The sequence below is a fragment of the Bradyrhizobium sp. UFLA05-112 genome (assembly GCF_053572325.1).
Genome location: NZ_JBANBK010000128.1, coordinates 1 through 16,036, shown reverse-complemented (window position 1 = coordinate 16,036; position 16,036 = coordinate 1). Strand labels below are relative to the sequence as shown.

Here is a 16,036-nt window from a genome sequence, read left to right as displayed (position 1 = left end):
GCGCCAGCGACGTTGACTAGACGCGCCTCTCGCCCCCGGGGGCGGTGAAGATGGCGACGCTGTCACCGCGTGCTTACAATGGCAACGGAAACTGTGAGAACGCTCCCGGCCACCTCAAAGGCCTATTGCGGGCGCAGGACTGCCCGTTCTTGCAGTCGGGTATGGCGTATATTGGCTAGTCAAGCGTCGTCGCCGAACCGGATAGCGCCAACCCTTATTTTTTCATCGCATTTGGGCGAGAGCGCCTATCGGCGCATCTGGTCTTCCTCACTCGTGCCCCGTTCCCGGCGTTCCAATTGGCTGTCCATTCGGCGCGTGACCGACCCCAACGTTTCTCTCGGCCTGTGCCGCCGCAGGCGATTTGTTTGGCGTAGGCGGTTGAACGTTGGGATTGTTCAGTTGGGTGTTGGTGCTCCGGTTTGAGCCAGTTGTGACATCCTGCGTCCCCGTGCCGGAAGGGGCCGAGGGACCTGAGTTGGCACTGCTAGAATTTGCTCCCGTTCCAGCGCCTGCGGTAGCGGCAGCAGATGAGCCTGCGCTGCTCCCGCCTGCGCCACCGCTCTGAGCAAATGCGGGTGGGCCACAGACGGCGATGCAGCTTAGCAAGATAATCATTCTATTGGACGCCATGAAAACTCTCCATTTCCATCGCGCTCCAAACGAGCGCAGAGAGCGTCCGTTCCTTTATGAGCGAGCCCGCGTTGAGCTGGCGTCCTTGGGAAGGCCATGAATGCGCTTCCAGGATAGCACCCAAATGCCAACAGCTATCGCGGCTTTGGCAAGAGCATACAGCCAAGCGGTCTCGAACAATGCCAAGGCGGCAAAGAACACCGCTTTAATGATCATTGCCCATGGCGAATGCTTGGCTCGATGCGCCCAATCGAATGTGCGAGCGTTCCTGCCTCCGTCTCTTCCTCACCTTCTGCTCCGCCTTAAGCACTCGGTTCCGCAGTTCCTCTAATTCCGCCATTTGATGAGCAAGACTTTCAAGATGCTGACGAAGGACATCGTCAACAGCGCGACCGCAAGCACGCATGGCAAGCCACCCACTTGTTGTTCATTTTTGGAGGACTTGGACCCCTATTGGACCACCGGGAAAATCTGGCAGATGCAGCGGCGGCGCGCACTAACATGTGGCAAGATGCGGGGCAACGCCGATGCTCAATCCTCCAAGGCGCCGACCAGAGGGGGGCGTGGAACGGCGGTCTGGCGGTGGATCGTGTGGATGTGCTCGTCGAGCGTCGGGTTCGTGATTAACTCGCCGCAGAAGCAGCGCGCAATCCCTTCTGGACGCTGTGTCGGCAGCGGAAGTGCTAGCCGGTGCATCCGGTCCTTCCAAGCGGTCCAGTCACGGTTGCGGCGCCACATCTCGAAGTCGGCCTCCGTGCGCGTGGCGGCCAGCTCCTGCCACGCTGCTTGGAAACTCGTACGGGCTTCGTCGAACGTCTCGGCAATGCCGCTGCCGTGCTCACCGGGATCTGTGCCGGGATGGAAACCGCAAGACCAACTCCACTGCGGGGCCGAGTTCGGGACACCGGCGCGGCGACCTATAACACCGACACTGACATCGCCGAAGAATATCAGCCATGTCTCGCGATGTGGATCATCCTTGCTGCGGCGGCGGGTGAGAGCGGGCATGCGGCGATCAAAGCGGTGCACGACCTCGCTGGCAAATTATCAATCCCTCGTGGATCAGATCATCGCGCGACCACCGTCAGCCGTGGCTGTGAACAGGTATATACTCCAGAGTGTCTGCTGTTTGCGCGAACCCCGGGTGGAGGTCCCCAAAAAAGCTTGGTGGCTCACGTCTGCTTAGCCCTCAAAGCGGTACAGCGATGCCGAGCGCCGGGAAAGCGACAATCCACCCGGCAGGGAGACGCGCTTTATCGAGATCGACATGAAGCTGAATGTCGTTCTGTTGCGGCAGCCGTGGCACGCCGTGTCCGTGCTCGATCGGCACCAGATGCCGTGCTACATGGCTACATGGAACGCCTCGCCGCCGGTTGTGAGTGGCCGCGAAGTCAGGCGTTGCGCCGCGCGCTGCTGTCCGGGGCAGGACACTCTTGAGCGGCCGCGGCCCCATTTTGGTATTCTGGCGACATGATATTGGAATCCGTCATCACCTGTCCGAATTGCGGGTACGACTCCACCGAAGCTATGCCGACTGACGCTTGTCAGTTCTACTATGACTGCAAGGGCTGTGGCACCCGGCTGAAGCCCAAGGCGGGCGACTGCTGCGTGTTTTGCTCTTACGGGACCGTTCCGTGCCCGCACATTCAGCAAGACAAGAACTGCTGTTAGGTTGCGGAAAACTTTGCGAGCCGCCCTCTGCGCCCGGTTGTCTCCGCCGGGCTTGACCCAGATCAAACCACCGACAACAGATCGACGCGGCCATCGCGGCCGGTAATCTGGTCGAGGACGAGGCCGAGTCGCGCTGATCGACGCACGTTGGCGGGAGTAATATTCCTAAAGAAAATATTAACCACACACTTTGTAATTTACCCTTACCGGCTGGGGCAGCATCGACAGGGAGAGTCGATCATGCCGGGATTCGAGATCGCTTGGAATCGCCGTCGCCTCGGAGCGCGTCATCTCAAGGAGCGCGCGCCATGGGTCCAAGACGCCATCCTGCTGGAGCGTGTGCTGGTCGAAGGCCGACAACTGCTCAAGATCGTCTGCCGCGTCGCCGCCGTGATCGAAGACCGGCTGAACGATCCCGCCGAGCGTGACCGCTTCTGGCACGCTGCCCGCGCGCGGCTCGGCAAGGCCCATCGCCTTTCACCGCGCGACCGCGACGAGATCGAGGCCTTGATCGCGCAGCGCATAGCGATGCCGGTCGCCGCGAGCCAAGCCGCCGAGTGATCGCTGCCTTCCGAGAGCTAGTTGTTCAGCTCCGTCTCCGCCCGTTTCAACAGCTCGCGGGCTTCCTTGAGCGTCTGTTCGAGCTGCTTGATCGCGCGCGGATCGTCATAGTCCTCGGCGGCGACACGGGCATGCTCCAGCGAAGCAACGAACTTCCTCAACTCCTCGATCAATTGCTCGCGTAGTACCACCGTCATGATGCGGCTTCGCTGCTCGGCCCCAGCGAGGCCAGTAGGAGCATCGTCGCCGTGTCGTGCGTTGATTTGCATCAATGGGCGTTTGTCGGGCAGCCCGCGTGTCCTCGCTAGCCGTGCGGGCCTTTTGAGCACCATACATAGCAAAGCAGGAGCGCGGCTCTTAGTTATGGTTGTTCGGGGCTCCTAGGTGCCACGCTTGGAAGCGCGCGGGTCGGGCGTTTATCATTGGGTTTCTTGACAGGGGCGGCAATCAATCCTTCTCGGATAGCCTGTTTCCGAGCCAGCTTGCGAGCACGGCGAATGGCTTCGGACTTTTCGCGTACCGCTTTTTCTGAGGGCTTCTCATAGAACCTCGCCCGCTTCATTTCTCTGAACACGCCTTCGCGTTGCAATTTCTTTTTCAGAACTCGAAGCGCCTGCTCGACATTATTGTCCCGAACCAAGACTTGCATTCGTCAGAACTCCTATATTGACTGCATCCTCTTGAAGAGGCGCAGCCCATTCGATTTGGCAATTTCTGCTAGAGATCGATCCTCAGCGACGTGATCACACCCGAAGGTTTTCTGCGCTGCTCCTGCGCGCTTCCTATCGACTTGGATCTCGTAAGAACACTTTTGCCCCTCAGCCAAGCCCGATAGGCCAGCGCACTCGACTGCGCTGATATGCACGAAAACGTCTCGGCCGCCGTCATCCGGCGCGATGAAGCCCAACCCCTTTAATCGTTGAACCACTTCACCGAGGCGGCGTCAATCCACTGTGAAGCCAGCCTATAGTTTCGGAATTGAGCGGGTCTGCGGGAGCTTGCGCCTCGTACATCGCTCGGCATCTGGTGCACTTCAAAGTCCGGTGCTCGAAACCCGGTTTTCCCGCTACAACCCGCAGAACATCCATTTTGGCGTTGCACATCGGACAAGAAGGCCGCAGCGTCTCGCGAGGCGACAGCTTGTTCGTAAGTTGAGCGTCGGGCATGAGGCTCTCCCTTTTTGCGAGGCGGGCTCACCGATCGATGCGCCTGAATACGACGGTGATCATCGCGTGGCAGAACTCGGTCGATGAATTCGACCCGGAGCCGGAGTGTGCGCGCCACCGGGTTTCGACTTAGCAGGACCTAAGACCGTGGACGCTGGCGTCACTACGCCACGAGGTGCGGCGCGTGGCGACACAATTCGCCAACGTCAGCCGTGACTTTCTCAAGATCGTAAGGCTTCTCCCATCGCCGCACATGCTGGAAGCGGTCAGGGATGTTCTCGGCACCGTAGCCAGTCGTGAAAATGAAGGGCTTTCCGACACGCATGAGTTCGTCCGCGACCGGAACGGCCGAACATCCGCGCAGATTGAGATCGAGCACGGCGACATCGAAACCATCGTGCCCGACAGCCATCGCGTCGGCGAGTTCGGTAACCGGTCCGATCACATGAGCGTCGAGCGCCCGGAGAGCGTTCGCGAGGTCGTCTCCGATAAGATACTCGTCCTCGACAATTAGAACTCGGCAGTCCTTCAAGAAAGGCTCGTTGTGGTGGGCCATCTGTTCCACCTCGCGTCGTCTGCCTTATTGAGACAAACGCCAATCCACGAAAGCGTTCCCTTTTGCGGTTCCAAGTTCCGCGACGCAGCTAGTAGGCGCCGATGGCTGAGAGACCCGACCGTGCGCCCGCTTATTGCGAGAGCCTCGGATGGATCGGTCCCGGCAACTTCAGCATCTTGAACAAGCCGAGCGCAACGTGTTGCGTGGCGAGCACAACGTTTCCGACCAAGAGCAGCGTATCGAGAACCTTCAACATCATGGGCACGACAACCTTGGCCCGCGCACTCTTGGAGCCCCCATGAAGGTGGAGACCCGCGGGTCTCGTTGCCCTAGGGATCGGCGGCGAGCGCGCGGCCTCGGCGCTTCAGCCCACATCATCCCGCTCGGTCTCTTCGTCTTTCAAGGCGTTAAGACCGCGATAAACGCGAAATGATTTATGGGCCATTGCGGGCGGAAGCACCACCGGATTCGTTAGGCGCCTTGCCTTGCAAGTGTTTCAATGCGAGGCGCGCATGATGCTCGGCCTTCTTGTTGCCGGTCTTCGCAATTTCCTCGATCGCCCAGACAAACGACTGAATTGCGCTCTTCGAGTTGGCCGTCATAAAAGGAAAAATCCACGCGCTCGCAAATTGTTCCCGACGGAAGAGCCGTGGTCAAGTCTCGCTATCGAAAGCAGAGGCGGCAAGGTGACTGATGCCGTCGCGCGGAGGCGCCGTCCCACATGCAACCGCAACCAGTGATTTTCGCCACAACACTGGTCGCGAGAGGATGCGTTCATGAACAGGGTTCACGCCCTTGCCGATCACGCTTGGCCGCGTGACGCCTGCGGCGTCTCCGCCACGCCGGATGAAGCACGGCGGCTGATCATCGATCGACATCCAGCAACAGGCCGCCAAGGCCCTCGGCATGCGCCACCCGCGAATATTGCCGACGAGGGGCCAATGACGATCGGACAGCAGCAGATCATACGCTAGCCTTCGGGGCTCGGCGTCGCGCTCTATCCCCGTCCTGCTTCCATTGACCGAGCAGCGCGCATGCCTCACTTCTCTCCGCGTCGCTTGGCTGGCTGTCGGGATGCAAGCATTTCATGAGCTTGCCGTAAGTCGCGAACGTCATGAAACGTTTCCGGCGACTTTCCCCCTCATACCATTTAGTCATTTCTTGCAGCGCGAGGCGCAGGTTGCGGTTCGCCTCCATGAGGCGGGCCACCTCGTCGCGATCAATCGGCGGCGGTGGGGGCTTGGCCGCCATGGCCTTGGTTGCTGCATGCTGTTTGCGCTCATCAGCAAGCGCAATCTTCAATGTCGCGTTCTCTTGCTGAAGGGCGGCAATCTCGATTTCCCTTCGCGCCTCGGCCAATTGCTTGGACTGTTCGGCAACGACGTTACGCAGTCGTTCGATTTCCTCCTTCCGTTTGGTGCGCCATCGCGCCTGTCGCTCGGGATCGTTGAGACCCATGACGATCTCCTTCCGTTACGTAACGAGCTATCATCGTCACGTCGGCGCGAGCGTCAATTGAAAATCACCGGCGCCGATCGGCACCGGCCTCGGCACCTTGCTCACCAGCGCTCGCGTGATCTCGGCGGATCTGAGAGGCGATGAACATTGCCGACGCCCGGGGTGAGGCGTGAGAAGCGGTCACGCTCGGCGGGATCGTTCAGCCACGAAAGCGACGTGGCACGCGATATTGAGCTGCGGTCGGACTTCGAGCAGCACAGACGGCAACGGCACTAGCGAAAATGCGCTTTTCGCCAGAGAAAATAGGGAACCAGTTGTCGGACGCTGACTTTCTCGGCATGGACGCATCCAAGCCCACCTGTCCTCCTTGCACCCGCTGCGGCAAGCAACCGCGCTTCGCCAGACATCTTGGAGCCGAAGCTCGGCCGCACGTACCACATGTTCCTGTGCGAGTGCGGGGAGAAATATTTTGTGTCTGAAAACGAGTATGGCTGTCTTATTGCGGGCCGCGTGCCCGTCGCCGGAATGACCACCTACCCGGAGAAAATCACCTTCGGCGAGATGCGCGGCTCCGGCACGCGCGACATCATAATTTGTTGCCGCGACAACCGCTGTGGCCAGCGCGCCGAGATCAGCGCGGACGGCTTTCCCAGCCATGTGCGGCTCTCAGAGATCGAGCCGAAGTTGACCTGCACGCGGTGTGGCAAGACGCGCGTGGAAATACGGCCAAAGTACTCGAAGCTGCGCATGGGAGCGAACTAGGCGCCTATTTTGTCCAGCTGGTCTTCGCTAATGTGCGCGGCATGAGCAAACTGCCGCTGAGCCCGCGCGAGAAGCAACTCTAAGGTGCTTCGCCGCTGGGAAGACTGATGCTCAGATCGCCAAGCGACTTGGGGACCGCCGCGCAAGTCGGACAGCAGCACGCGGTTGCTCGCCAAGCTGGGCGTCAGCGCACCAGCCGAGATCGCGGACGCGGCCGAGCGATTGGCAAGCTGGAGAACCTACAAAGGTGTGACGTAGGCATCGGGATTTCGATCCGCGCCGGTCGTTTGGGTTCTGCCGAAAACGCGGGGTGCGCGGGCCAACGTGGTCCAACGCGGCACTCACGCCGCTGAACAAGAAGGCCACAATCCTGCCTATGTACTCTTTGCGCGTCAGTGCATGGAGCAGATGCGGCGCGGTGGCAAGCTTTGAAGCTCCGCGTTCGCCGCCTCGAAGCTGCGAAACTGGCCCAAGGTACACTTTCTGACGCCTCAGCCTGTGCTTTATTGGCATCGCGCACCTTGCCGGTTCCGAGCCCCCTATCGGCGGACGTGCGTATGGCCCCGGCGCAGCCCACACAACTGCGCCGGGGCCCCCACGGTGGGTCTCGATGGACGCTAAGCAGGAACGTCAGCGCGGTTGGAATTGGGGCGGCGATGGCCGAGCACGCTTCCGCCCATGACCTTGCTACAATGGTGGGCGGGCGGCTAGGCTGCCGAGTGTCGTGGGTTTGGATAGGTCCGCTGGCAGCCAAAGCGCGCTGCCAAATAGGCGGAAACCGGGCGGTCGCGCGTCCCCACTCAAGAGTCGTTTCGCAGGACCCGCCAAAACCTTACTATACGCTTCCAGAGCGGCAGGGAGGGAGGATCGTCTTGGCGGTCAGGAACGATTGAGGGCGCGCCGCCGTCCAATTCGGCAAACCGCTCGACCAACCCTTGCAGTTGCGACGGTACCGGCGTGACCTCATCCGCGAGGGCGCTGCGAAGTTGCTCGCCAATCTCGTTGCAGATCGCCCGGCGATGCTCCGGCTCTAAGCCGGGGGATGGACCATGGGCGTGGGTCGGAGGGGTGTCCGCCATGACTGCCACCGTTGGCCTCGATGTTCACAGCCTCTTTGCGGTGCACGGCTCGCTGCCGCCGCCGTAGTAACGCGCAAGGTACCGATCTTGATCCGTGGGGCAGATACGGCTGCTCAAAGCAAACGTAGTTTAACGGCCGTGAGCGGGTTCTTGTGATAGGATATGCCCTTTCTCATCATGGGCTTCGAAGGGGGGTGAGGAAATGTCGATCTACCTACAATTACAAACCCACGACATGGAGCGTAAAGAAGTTAGCCGCATCACGGCAGCTTACGAGCAAGCGCTCCATACTCTCTGCGTCAAGGATCGGGACGACCCGCTAACGGAAATGCTTGCGCACAAGATCATCCAGATCGCCCAAAGCGGTGTCCAGCACCCGGCGGAAATTGCGGCTCTAGCGATCAAGGAACTTGAAATGCGGTAAGGCGGCCATCGCGTACTTGCATTGATAAGAGCGACCTTGGAGAGCCCGGCCTTCAATTGGTGACCCGGCTTTGTACTGCATCCCAGCAACGTTAAGCTGACCAGCAGCGTCGGCGGCACCGCAATCTGCTTGCATGATGCGCCCCCGAACGCCAAAGCTCGCTTGGTGTGCGCAGGAAGTCGTCGAGCCGTCCACGAGATCAACCATCAGCGCCAGCGCCCCGATCGCCGCCTCCCATTCCGGCGCGTCATGCCGGTGCTCCCAGAGGTTGGCGATAAGCGTGACGGCATCGTCTAGCTTGTACAGCTCTTCCAATCCGGTGGCATATCCGCCCTTTGTGCGCCCGATTTTGAACGAACGCGCCGGGTTGCCTCGCACGCGGAATTGGAGAGGAGGAGATCATCGTGACGAGGATAGCAAAGCTTATTGCAGTAGCCGCCATACCGGCATGGCTGATCGCAGGGTCCGGCCCACTGCTCGCTGGCGGCGGTGGCGGTGGCGACGGCGGTGCTGGCGGAGGCGGCGGATGAGCTGGTGGCGGAGCCGGAGCTGGCGTTGGCGCATCCGTGTTGGAGCCGGACATGGCGGGGCGAGCGGCGTTGGGCACGGCGGTACCGGGCATGGCGCTTCGGTATCGGGCGCGACTCCAGGGCACACGATGCAATCGGCGTTTTCAAACCCGCACTCGCGCGGCGGGCACCACGGCGCGTCCGGCTTCAGCCCGGGACACACGATGCAAGCGGCGGTTCCGAACCCACATGAACACGGCGCGTCTAGCTTCGCCCCGGGTCGTCAATAGCTCTGTCGCGGAAGGCCCCGCCCACGGCGGGGCCTTTTGCTGGTCTCTGAGAGTGCGTTCCGCAGGTCCAGTAGAGGTGATGGGAAGCCGCCGCGGTCTCAGCCCTGCGACGGCTTTTTCTTCGCAATCGGCGGCGGAGATGACGATCACTAATGAAGTGCGAGGATGGCGACTTGGTTGGTCGTGATGCTGCAGACTTCGTGGCGCGATCTCTGTTGAGAGTCGTCCAGATGCCATTTCTCCGGGCCTCAATTCAGCCCCTCATGATAATTATCGACGCGGCTCCTCATGTTTTGGCAGCAAACTGAACCCAATGCCGGTGACGAGATAGACAGCATCGTCCTCATCCACGAGTACGTCGCCGATCGTCATGGTTGTGTGCTGTAGTCCTTTGCTCTGAAGCAAATCGAGACCTTCACCATTCGGTGACCAGTTCTCCGCTCGCATGCGAGACAATGCATTTTCCTGACTATCGGCTTCGATATTCTTCAAGTGAACATGAGTAGCCGAAAGGTTATTTGGATTGGGCGAGCTACCAACGACATCGCGAAGAAACGATGGCTTCATAAACCAGATTTGATACTTCATCATATGCCCCTTTTTATAGCTTGCTTCGTTCGCGCGCATAAGGCGGAGGGATCTCGAAAACCGAGCATCCGCTTATTCCAAGCCTTGCAGACGAGCCGGTCGGCTTGCTTGCGCGCTTCCGCCGCCCCCTCTGCCGCTGCCCGGACCGAGCCGCCGTAAATGGTCTCGCGTGATTTCGTTCCATGCGCACAGCCTCGCCGGGCGGCGCGGGACCGGCGAGGCTAAGGATTGTCGAGGGCTCGCCGGACGCAATGAGCTATTACGCAGTGCGCTTGCCTGCCCGCCCGCTACCTACTGCCGCTTGTCCGTTGCGCCGAAGGGCGCAATCCACGCTCGTTGCCACTGCTCCGCTAGCTTCATCCACACTTCGACTGGGTTCGCTGCTGTAGCTGGACCTGTTGTGAGACCCGGCAAAGATGTGAGTTTTGACAGCATCGCCGATGGTGACGCGGTCATCGGGTTCGGCAATTTGAGCTGCTCTTCCCAAACGTCCATCATTTGGTCCATCGTCTTAACTTGGATTTCGGCGACGCTTTTCAATTGTGTGCGGGCGGCATCGACGATCTGCGTTGGCCACCCAAGTGTCTTCGCGGCCACCGCCATCTGGTCGAGGACGCGCTCGCCATTTTTCTGGTTCGTGTCGGCAATCTCGTTTCGCCAAGTGGCCAATGCCTTCAAGGCTGCGTTCGCGCCTTCTTGAGCCTCTTTGGTGAGCCCGGAGGCGGCCACAGGATCGAAGGCGCGAGGTTTGGTCTCAAAGAAGCTCACAGACATGACCTGTTCTCCTTGATCGACTTCCCACCCTGCCGAACGCTTTTACGAGGCACCCCGAAAGCGCTTGATGCAGATCAAGGGAATGCCGGGCGAACGGGGTTGAGCGGCGGTCGGGGATGTCTGCTATTCCGCCGCCGTTAGCGGGATAACAGACACGCGGCGAAGCGATTGAAAATGGTGCGAATGGCCCGAAGGCGACATCGGCATTCAGGCCCAAGGGGTCAATCATCGATAAGCTCTGCATCGAGTGAGAGGGTCTCGGGAACAGACAATCCGAGCTCGTCAGCCGCCTTCGAATTGATAGCGAGGTTAAACTTCGTGGCAAATTGAACCGGGAGTTCGCCTGGCCTCGTACCTCGCAGTATTCGATCCACATAACCCGCGCCATCCCGGAATTGTGCAGTCAAGTCTGGTCCATAAGACATGAGCCCACCACGCATCACATAGTTCTTGACGGCGAATATGGCCGGTACCCTGTGTTTCGCGGCGGCGCTAATGATCTTTGCGCTGTTTGAAGAGACAAATCCTCCGTCAGGGAGAATGATGAGGCCCGCATTCCCGCTTGCACCAGTGCTCAAAATTGCGGGTTCGATCTGATCAGCGGCGCGCACAGGAACAGCTTTTACCGAAACGAAGAGCTTGCTTGCCATTTCGATTGCAGCCTGAATATAAAAGGCTGCATAAGGCGAAGTCTCTGGATTGAACAACACGCTCACCTCATTGAGGTGCGGGGCAAGCCGTTTCAGCAGACTTAGCCATTTGCCGCTAAAGGAATGTTCGTAGAGAGCGAAGCCGGTGATGTTACCGGATGGCCGAGCCACACTCGAAACAAGGCCGGTAGCTACCGGATCAGACAGCCCGACGAAAACGATCGGTATGGCTTGCGTTGATCGCTGCAACACTCGAGCAGCCGTCGTATTCGTAACCAAAATAACTTTAGGCTCTAAGGCTATAAGCTCGCGCGCGCACACTTCTTGGTTCGCAAGCACTGGACCGGGCCAGCGCACCTCCAGCCGAAAATTCTGGTTTTCAATCCATCCCAGTCCAGAAAGGGCCTCGCGGAATGCGCGAACGCGCCTTTCTGCATCAGTATCCGATGCAGCATTGCCTGTCAAAACTGCGACGACGGGCAACCTCTCTTCCGCTGCTGAAGCAGGGAAAAATACCATGGCGCTGCCAAAGAGCGGCAGAAAATGGCGCCGCGTGAGCGTCATGTCCGTCCTCAAGTCGGGAAGTCCACGTTTCGTAAACTTGCAAGACAATATGTCCGCATCGCGGAGGCCGACCAGCCGGGAAGCGAGCGTTCTGATGAACTTCATTGCCCTGCGCTCAGAGAGCCACATTGTCCCTAGGGACAATGACCCTAGAGGAAGTCATTGAGAGATCGGCATAACGAGCTGCTCGAACCCAATCGTTGGTCTGAATGAGTTCACTTACAAAATGGGAACTGAAATCTACGGCGAAAAGCAGCCTGCAGAGTACGTTATCAGGTCAAAAGAGGGGCTGTACGAAGCTAAAAGTTGCTCCCCGGTGGTCGCCCCCAGATCGGTGCGCTTCACTTGGTCGGCGACATTTTTTGGCTGGAGGACGGCGCGACGCATCGATTTACGACAGAAGACCGACCCGCCGTTGATGGTTTCGCATGATTTCGGCCCCATGCCGGCAAGATGCGCCGGCCGGCGCGGGACAGGCAGGCCGCTACAGATTGCGGTGGAAAAACCGCGACGGGCACAAGGGGAGTGAGCGGTCGCGGCTGTAGGCAACGCAATGCGGAAAGGCGTTTGGCTTGACCCAGATCAAACTAATTCGTCTCTGGCGAAGTCTGGTTTGGAGGACCGCTTATGAAGCAACCGTAGCAGCGTATGAGGTTGGGCTATCTAACTGGAGGATAGAGATCGACATGGTCGAATTTGAACTCCTTCGGGACCAAGGCGTCCTCATTGTGTCCCCCAACGGGCCGCTCTCAGGAGCCGATTTTGCAAGGCTCGCGCAAGAGATCGATCCATTCATCGCGTCGAATGGGAAACTGAACGGCCTTATGGTCTGTGTGAAAGATTTTCCCGGATGGGACGGCTTCGGCGCACTTATATCGCATCTCGGGTTCGTCCGGGATCATCAACGCAAGATCGACCGCATAGCTGCTGTGACCGATAGCGAGGCCCTTAAGGCCATGACACATGTCTCCAACTACGTTGTGTCGCCTCAGGTCCGACAGTTTCCTTCCGATCAGAGGACGGAGGCGCTGGCGTGGCTGGAAACTGGGCGATGATCCCTATCAGAGCCGTCATCGCGGCTTGATTGATCGCAATCCACGGCGTCATTGGCGATCCGGCCAAGTACGGTTGAGAGATGAGGTGACGCTGGCAATAGCCACGGAACCTTAGGCGAGTGGCGGCTCGTCGTTCTTGTCAGCCATCCGCTGGCAGCGAGCGGCGATCTCGGTGCGGACATCAAACACCGCCAGCTCGATGCGCCGCCTCGTCGCAAGATCACCATGCGGCGCACACCTTCCCGGCCGGTTCCCCAATGCGCTCAGTACCACGCCAGCGAACTCGTCAATCACGGCATCGTAAACCTCTTTCGGGACGAGCTCGCGTTGCATCTCGGCAATGCGCAGCCGCAACAGGGCCGCCTTCGCGGCACATGCTCGATATCGGCCGATTGGCGCGGCGATTGCCGCCGCTGGCGCCTGAGGAAGCGAACGTACGCCACACGGGACGCATCGAGATCGAACTTGCCGTCGGGCAGCTGCTGGAACACCTGCTCATCGGCCAGAACTGTCAGGTCGAGATGGAGCGCCAGTCCCGCAGCGCCGACGTTTGCTGGCTTTTGGGATCGTGGGCGGGAGGCGACGGGCAGGCGATCATTGCCGACGGTCTCGGTCATCGTGTTCGCTCCTGTTGCGTCGCGGTAGGATGCTCCGCTTGCAGCGTCGGCGTGAAGGCGGATTGCAGTGCGTGTCTCCGTTCCCCTTTTCGATGGATCAAGGTCAAGAACCGGAAGCATCTGCGAGAGCGGTGATGGAGTAGTCGTTCACGTAGATGAGCGTGAGGATTGTTTGATCCAAGTCAAGGCCGCGAAGCTCCCGCACGCGAGGCTTCGGACAGACCCGTGGCTCGGTGCGATGTGCGGTGTCCGCGGTGTTCCGCTCTCGAAAGAAGGAGAACGCTAATGTTGCGTCGAATTCTCATCGCTTCGGCAGCCGCAGCCACACTGCTGGTCACCTTCACTCCCGACGACGCATTCGCCCGCGGCGGTCGCGGCGGCGGCATGCGCGCCGGAGGTTTCCACGGCGGTGCCGTGCGAGCAGGAGGCTACCGCGGGGGCGCGGTCGCGGCTCGCGGATACCGGGGCGGCGCTGTCGCTGTGCGCGGCGGGCGCTACGGCTATCGGGGTGCGTATGCAGGGGCATATCGCGGCTACCGCTACGGGGTCGGTGCGGCGGCAGTGGGTGCGGCTGCGGTCGGCGCGGCCGCGGCGGGGACCTACTACCGGGGCGGCTGCGGCTACGACGCGTACGGCAACTATGTTTGCCCCGGCGGGTACTATCCGTACTGAGCGGCGCGACGCCGTTTAATTGCTATGGGGGCATGGCGGACACGCCCCCATCGCGATCAATGAGAACGCGTCCTCGGCAGACTGTTGCCAAACCCGCAACTGCAACCACGAATTTTCTCGCGGCAGATATTCTCAATAGGGGCGTCGCGCGTACCCCGCGTTTTCTGCGCGCCCCAGAGGACCCCAAAGGTGCTGTAACGGCCGGTGCTTACGTTACGCCTCGATAGGTTCTCCAGCTTGCCAGTCGCTCGGCCACATCGGCGATCTCGTTCGGCGCCCCGATCTTTAGTTTTCCAAGCAGGCGGGTACGCTGTTCGGCGACTTGCTCTGCTGTACCACCAATATGCCTGGCGATCTGAGCATCCGTTTTGCCGGCGGCCAAGCGCCTCAGGAGCTGCTTCTCGCGTGGACTGAGCGGCAGGTTGGTCATGGCAGTTTCTTGGACCTCGACAAGCGCAGACTCTTCTATCGCTGTTTTCGCGCGCAATCGTTTCCGATCGACGGCGACGCGGTGATCGCCCGCCACGACGGGATGTCGGACTTTTGCGCGCGGGGAGGGCTTCTCGAAGCAAGACTGGGGCCGCCTCTCACTGCAAGCGCATGAACCTATGCGTGAGCGTTGATTTGGATCAATACTGCCAACGGTCTGAGTGGAGGGGTATTGTGCCGACTTGGAGGACGTTCCAATGCGCACATTGGCTTTGACGCTTTTGACGATTGGTATCGCTTTAACAGTAGGGCACGCCCGGGCTCAAAGATATGATCCGGCTTTTCCCGTTTGCTTGTATGTCGTCTCTTTCGGAGCCAGCCCCTACTATAGATGCAGCTACACGACGATGGACCAATGCAGGGCGTCGGCCAACGGTCAGATGTGCATCCTCAACCCGTATTACGCTGGTGCGACGGCACAGGTGAGAGAGAACAATCGGCGCTATTCTCGCCAAGCCGGATCACGATCGCCCGCGCACGCTGTGACGAGATCGAACGCGCGACCTGAGCCACCGATAAACTACCGGACCGCACCGTACAATCAAAACCATGAACCGTATTACGGAGCTTCCCAAGGTTACGCGCCTGGCGAGAAACAACGATTTCTCGAAAGTGTGAGACGGCAGATGTAAAGTCCGACATAGTGGGTCGCTGCAGCCGGCCCGCCAATTGTCTGCAACCGTCCTGTATCGGCTCGACACTCGGGCCAGCTCGACCAGCTTGCGCGCTGCGGCGGCGTGCCATTCGGGCGCATCGTGCACCTTGGGCGGCAGAGCAGCGATGTACTCGCCGGCGTCGCGCAAGGTCAGCAGCTTGCGGTCGGCGATCTCAAAACAGCGGCCCCAGCCTCGATCGGTCATTCAGCCTAGCCCCACGCCCGTTCGGAATTAAGGGCTTGTTTTCACCAGACATGCTATTTTATTCCCAAAATCAATTGCCAGGGGAGGACCGCAATGCTTGCGGAAAAATTCTTTCTGGTTCTGGAGACGATTAAAAGTCACTCGTCCGATGAGGGTGTGAGGATTGTCAGTTCAACGCCGCAAGTCCCGGCGAAGCTGCCAACCAAGAAATAAAGCGCGAGGCAGCCTCAGTTGGCGGCCTCTGCATTCAAGACCCGGACATAGGTGCGGCTCTCGTGCAGCTCGAGCCAGCCGCGCTCGACCGCCATCTTGATGCCCGCACCGAACTCAGGGCCGGTGGCTTTCAGTGTGTAGAGGAACGGCGCGTTGATCTTCTCGATATGGATTCGGCCGTTTTGGACGGGCTCAATGCCAGCGGCGATCTCGACGAGCTTACGCGCGGCGGATTCCGGATCGGCGAAGGGGCGTTCGGCGGTGAGTTTCATGAGCGGGCCGACGTAAGTCTTAGAACGCCCGCAGCGGCAACGACAACTGCACGCCAAGCGCCCGTCCGGTGAAGCGCTCGATGAACTCCTGCACCGCCGCGGACACCTCGCGCCCTTCGTCGGCCACGCGCTGCGACAGCTCCTCGGCAACCTCTCTCGATGCGTCGCGTGACCAG

General features: G+C 60.0%; 23 protein-coding genes and 2 pseudogenes. 11 read left to right on the top strand and 14 right to left on the bottom strand.

All coding sequences use genetic code 11. The features are described from left to right. Positions 1 to 1,161: 1,161 nt before the first annotated feature. Entirely contained in the window at positions 1,162 to 1,638 is a 477-nt protein-coding gene (locus tag SO180_RS39565) for a hypothetical protein (protein WP_449384206.1), read from the bottom strand. Between the two features lie 462 nt (positions 1,639 to 2,100). Between SO180_RS39565 and SO180_RS39560 the strand changes: the two genes are divergently transcribed. Then, positions 2,101 to 2,301: a GDCCVxC domain-containing (seleno)protein gene (locus SO180_RS39560; RefSeq protein ID WP_449384205.1), complete on the top strand. Its 201-nt coding sequence runs from the start codon at positions 2,101 to 2,103 to the stop codon at positions 2,299 to 2,301. Positions 2,302 to 2,541: 240 nt separating this feature from the next. Further along, positions 2,542 to 2,862, top strand: a complete 321-nt coding sequence (locus tag SO180_RS39555) for a hypothetical protein (protein WP_449384204.1) — start codon at positions 2,542 to 2,544, stop codon at positions 2,860 to 2,862. Positions 2,863 to 2,879: 17 nt separating this feature from the next. Here SO180_RS39555 and SO180_RS39550 read toward each other — a convergent pair whose 3' ends face one another. The 3 genes and pseudogenes from SO180_RS39550 to SO180_RS39540 all read right to left on the bottom strand — a co-directional run bounded on the left by SO180_RS39550 (position 2,880) and on the right by SO180_RS39540 (position 3,810). Continuing rightward, the gene (locus SO180_RS39550) at positions 2,880 to 3,059 is read right to left on the bottom strand and encodes a hypothetical protein (protein WP_449384203.1); all 180 of its coding nucleotides are present in this window, start codon (positions 3,057 to 3,059) and stop codon (positions 2,880 to 2,882) included. 164 nt (positions 3,060 to 3,223) lie between these two features. After that, positions 3,224 to 3,511: a 30S ribosomal protein S21 gene (gene rpsU, locus SO180_RS39545; RefSeq protein ID WP_449384202.1), complete on the bottom strand. Its 288-nt coding sequence runs from the start codon at positions 3,509 to 3,511 to the stop codon at positions 3,224 to 3,226. Between the two features lie 94 nt (positions 3,512 to 3,605). Continuing rightward, positions 3,606 to 3,810 (bottom strand): annotated as a pseudogene (locus tag SO180_RS39540) (cold-shock protein). 402 nt (positions 3,811 to 4,212) lie between these two features. Between SO180_RS39540 and SO180_RS39535 the strand changes: the two are divergent. Next, a complete protein-coding gene (locus SO180_RS39535; protein ID WP_449384201.1) occupies positions 4,213 to 4,542 on the top strand; it encodes a hypothetical protein in 330 nt (109 codons plus the stop codon). 172 nt (positions 4,543 to 4,714) lie between these two features. Here SO180_RS39535 and SO180_RS39530 read toward each other — a convergent pair whose 3' ends face one another. The 3 genes from SO180_RS39530 to SO180_RS39520 form a co-directional block, all read right to left on the bottom strand. Next, the gene (locus SO180_RS39530; RefSeq protein WP_449384200.1) at positions 4,715 to 4,843 is read right to left on the bottom strand and encodes a hypothetical protein; all 129 of its coding nucleotides are present in this window, start codon (positions 4,841 to 4,843) and stop codon (positions 4,715 to 4,717) included. A gap of 175 nt (positions 4,844 to 5,018) precedes the next feature. After that, on the bottom strand, positions 5,019 to 5,186 hold the full coding sequence (locus SO180_RS39525; protein WP_449384199.1) for a hypothetical protein: 168 nt from the start codon (positions 5,184 to 5,186) through the stop codon (positions 5,019 to 5,021). Between the two features lie 361 nt (positions 5,187 to 5,547). Next, entirely contained in the window at positions 5,548 to 6,042 is a 495-nt protein-coding gene (locus tag SO180_RS39520; RefSeq protein ID WP_449384198.1) for a hypothetical protein, read from the bottom strand. A 408-nt stretch (positions 6,043 to 6,450) separates the two neighbouring features. Between SO180_RS39520 and SO180_RS39515 the strand changes: the two genes are divergently transcribed. Together SO180_RS39515 and SO180_RS39510 are read left to right on the top strand one after the other, a co-directional pair. Then, the gene (locus SO180_RS39515) at positions 6,451 to 6,804 is read left to right on the top strand and encodes a hypothetical protein (protein WP_449384197.1); all 354 of its coding nucleotides are present in this window, start codon (positions 6,451 to 6,453) and stop codon (positions 6,802 to 6,804) included. A gap of 1,281 nt (positions 6,805 to 8,085) precedes the next feature. Then, positions 8,086 to 8,307 carry a hypothetical protein gene (locus SO180_RS39510; RefSeq protein ID WP_449384196.1) on the top strand — a complete coding sequence of 74 codons (222 nt, stop codon included), beginning with the start codon at positions 8,086 to 8,088 and terminating at the stop codon, positions 8,305 to 8,307. Here the strand turns inward: SO180_RS39510 and SO180_RS39505 are convergent. Further along, positions 8,278 to 8,622: a hypothetical protein gene (locus tag SO180_RS39505; RefSeq protein ID WP_449384195.1), complete on the bottom strand. Its 345-nt coding sequence runs from the start codon at positions 8,620 to 8,622 to the stop codon at positions 8,278 to 8,280. The genes SO180_RS39510 and SO180_RS39505 overlap by 30 nt on opposite strands. 89 nt (positions 8,623 to 8,711) lie before the next feature. Here SO180_RS39505 and SO180_RS39500 point away from each other — a divergent pair, with 89 nt between their 5' ends. Beyond that, positions 8,712 to 8,837 (top strand): hypothetical protein, encoded by a 126-nt coding sequence (locus tag SO180_RS39500; RefSeq protein ID WP_449384194.1) that lies wholly within the window; start codon positions 8,712 to 8,714, stop codon positions 8,835 to 8,837. A gap of 539 nt (positions 8,838 to 9,376) precedes the next feature. Here SO180_RS39500 and SO180_RS39495 read toward each other — a convergent pair. The 3 genes from SO180_RS39495 to SO180_RS39485 all read right to left on the bottom strand — a co-directional run bounded on the left by SO180_RS39495 (position 9,377) and on the right by SO180_RS39485 (position 11,682). Further along, complete coding sequence (locus SO180_RS39495) at positions 9,377 to 9,694, bottom strand: hypothetical protein (protein WP_449384193.1); 318 nt, start codon at positions 9,692 to 9,694, stop codon at positions 9,377 to 9,379. A 291-nt stretch (positions 9,695 to 9,985) separates the two neighbouring features. Further along, positions 9,986 to 10,468 (bottom strand): hypothetical protein, encoded by a 483-nt coding sequence (locus tag SO180_RS39490; protein WP_449384192.1) that lies wholly within the window; start codon positions 10,466 to 10,468, stop codon positions 9,986 to 9,988. A 221-nt stretch (positions 10,469 to 10,689) separates the two neighbouring features. Next, positions 10,690 to 11,682 carry an ABC transporter substrate-binding protein gene (locus tag SO180_RS39485; protein WP_449384191.1) on the bottom strand — a complete coding sequence of 331 codons (993 nt, stop codon included), beginning with the start codon at positions 11,680 to 11,682 and terminating at the stop codon, positions 10,690 to 10,692. A gap of 169 nt (positions 11,683 to 11,851) precedes the next feature. Between SO180_RS39485 and SO180_RS39480 the strand changes: the two are divergent. Beyond that, positions 11,852 to 12,084: pseudogene (locus tag SO180_RS39480) on the top strand (helix-turn-helix domain-containing protein); the annotation flags it as partial. Positions 12,085 to 12,368: 284 nt separating this feature from the next. After that, complete coding sequence (locus SO180_RS39475) at positions 12,369 to 12,737, top strand: SpoIIAA family protein (RefSeq protein WP_449384190.1); 369 nt, start codon at positions 12,369 to 12,371, stop codon at positions 12,735 to 12,737. 111 nt (positions 12,738 to 12,848) lie between these two features. On the opposite strand, the gene SO180_RS39470 is transcribed toward SO180_RS39475, so the two are convergent. Then, the gene (locus tag SO180_RS39470; protein WP_449384189.1) at positions 12,849 to 13,091 is read right to left on the bottom strand and encodes a hypothetical protein; all 243 of its coding nucleotides are present in this window, start codon (positions 13,089 to 13,091) and stop codon (positions 12,849 to 12,851) included. A gap of 20 nt (positions 13,092 to 13,111) precedes the next feature. Between SO180_RS39470 and SO180_RS39465 the strand changes: the two genes are divergently transcribed. Next, a complete protein-coding gene (locus SO180_RS39465) occupies positions 13,112 to 13,489 on the top strand; it encodes a hypothetical protein (protein WP_449384188.1) in 378 nt (125 codons plus the stop codon). 150 nt (positions 13,490 to 13,639) lie between these two features. Continuing rightward, complete coding sequence (locus SO180_RS39460) at positions 13,640 to 14,026, top strand: hypothetical protein (RefSeq protein ID WP_449384187.1); 387 nt, start codon at positions 13,640 to 13,642, stop codon at positions 14,024 to 14,026. Between the two features lie 208 nt (positions 14,027 to 14,234). Here the strand turns inward: SO180_RS39460 and SO180_RS39455 are convergent, their stop codons facing one another. Further along, positions 14,235 to 14,456 (bottom strand): LuxR C-terminal-related transcriptional regulator, encoded by a 222-nt coding sequence (locus tag SO180_RS39455; protein ID WP_449384186.1) that lies wholly within the window; start codon positions 14,454 to 14,456, stop codon positions 14,235 to 14,237. 256 nt (positions 14,457 to 14,712) lie between these two features. On the opposite strand from SO180_RS39455, the gene SO180_RS39450 reads away from it, so the two are divergent. Further along, on the top strand, positions 14,713 to 15,147 hold the full coding sequence (locus SO180_RS39450) for a DUF3551 domain-containing protein (RefSeq protein ID WP_449384185.1): 435 nt from the start codon (positions 14,713 to 14,715) through the stop codon (positions 15,145 to 15,147). Positions 15,148 to 15,602: 455 nt separating this feature from the next. Here the strand turns inward: SO180_RS39450 and SO180_RS39445 are convergent, their stop codons facing one another. Further along, positions 15,603 to 15,860, bottom strand: a complete 258-nt coding sequence (locus SO180_RS39445; RefSeq protein WP_449384184.1) for a hypothetical protein — start codon at positions 15,858 to 15,860, stop codon at positions 15,603 to 15,605. Positions 15,861 to 16,036: the final 176 nt, after the last annotated feature.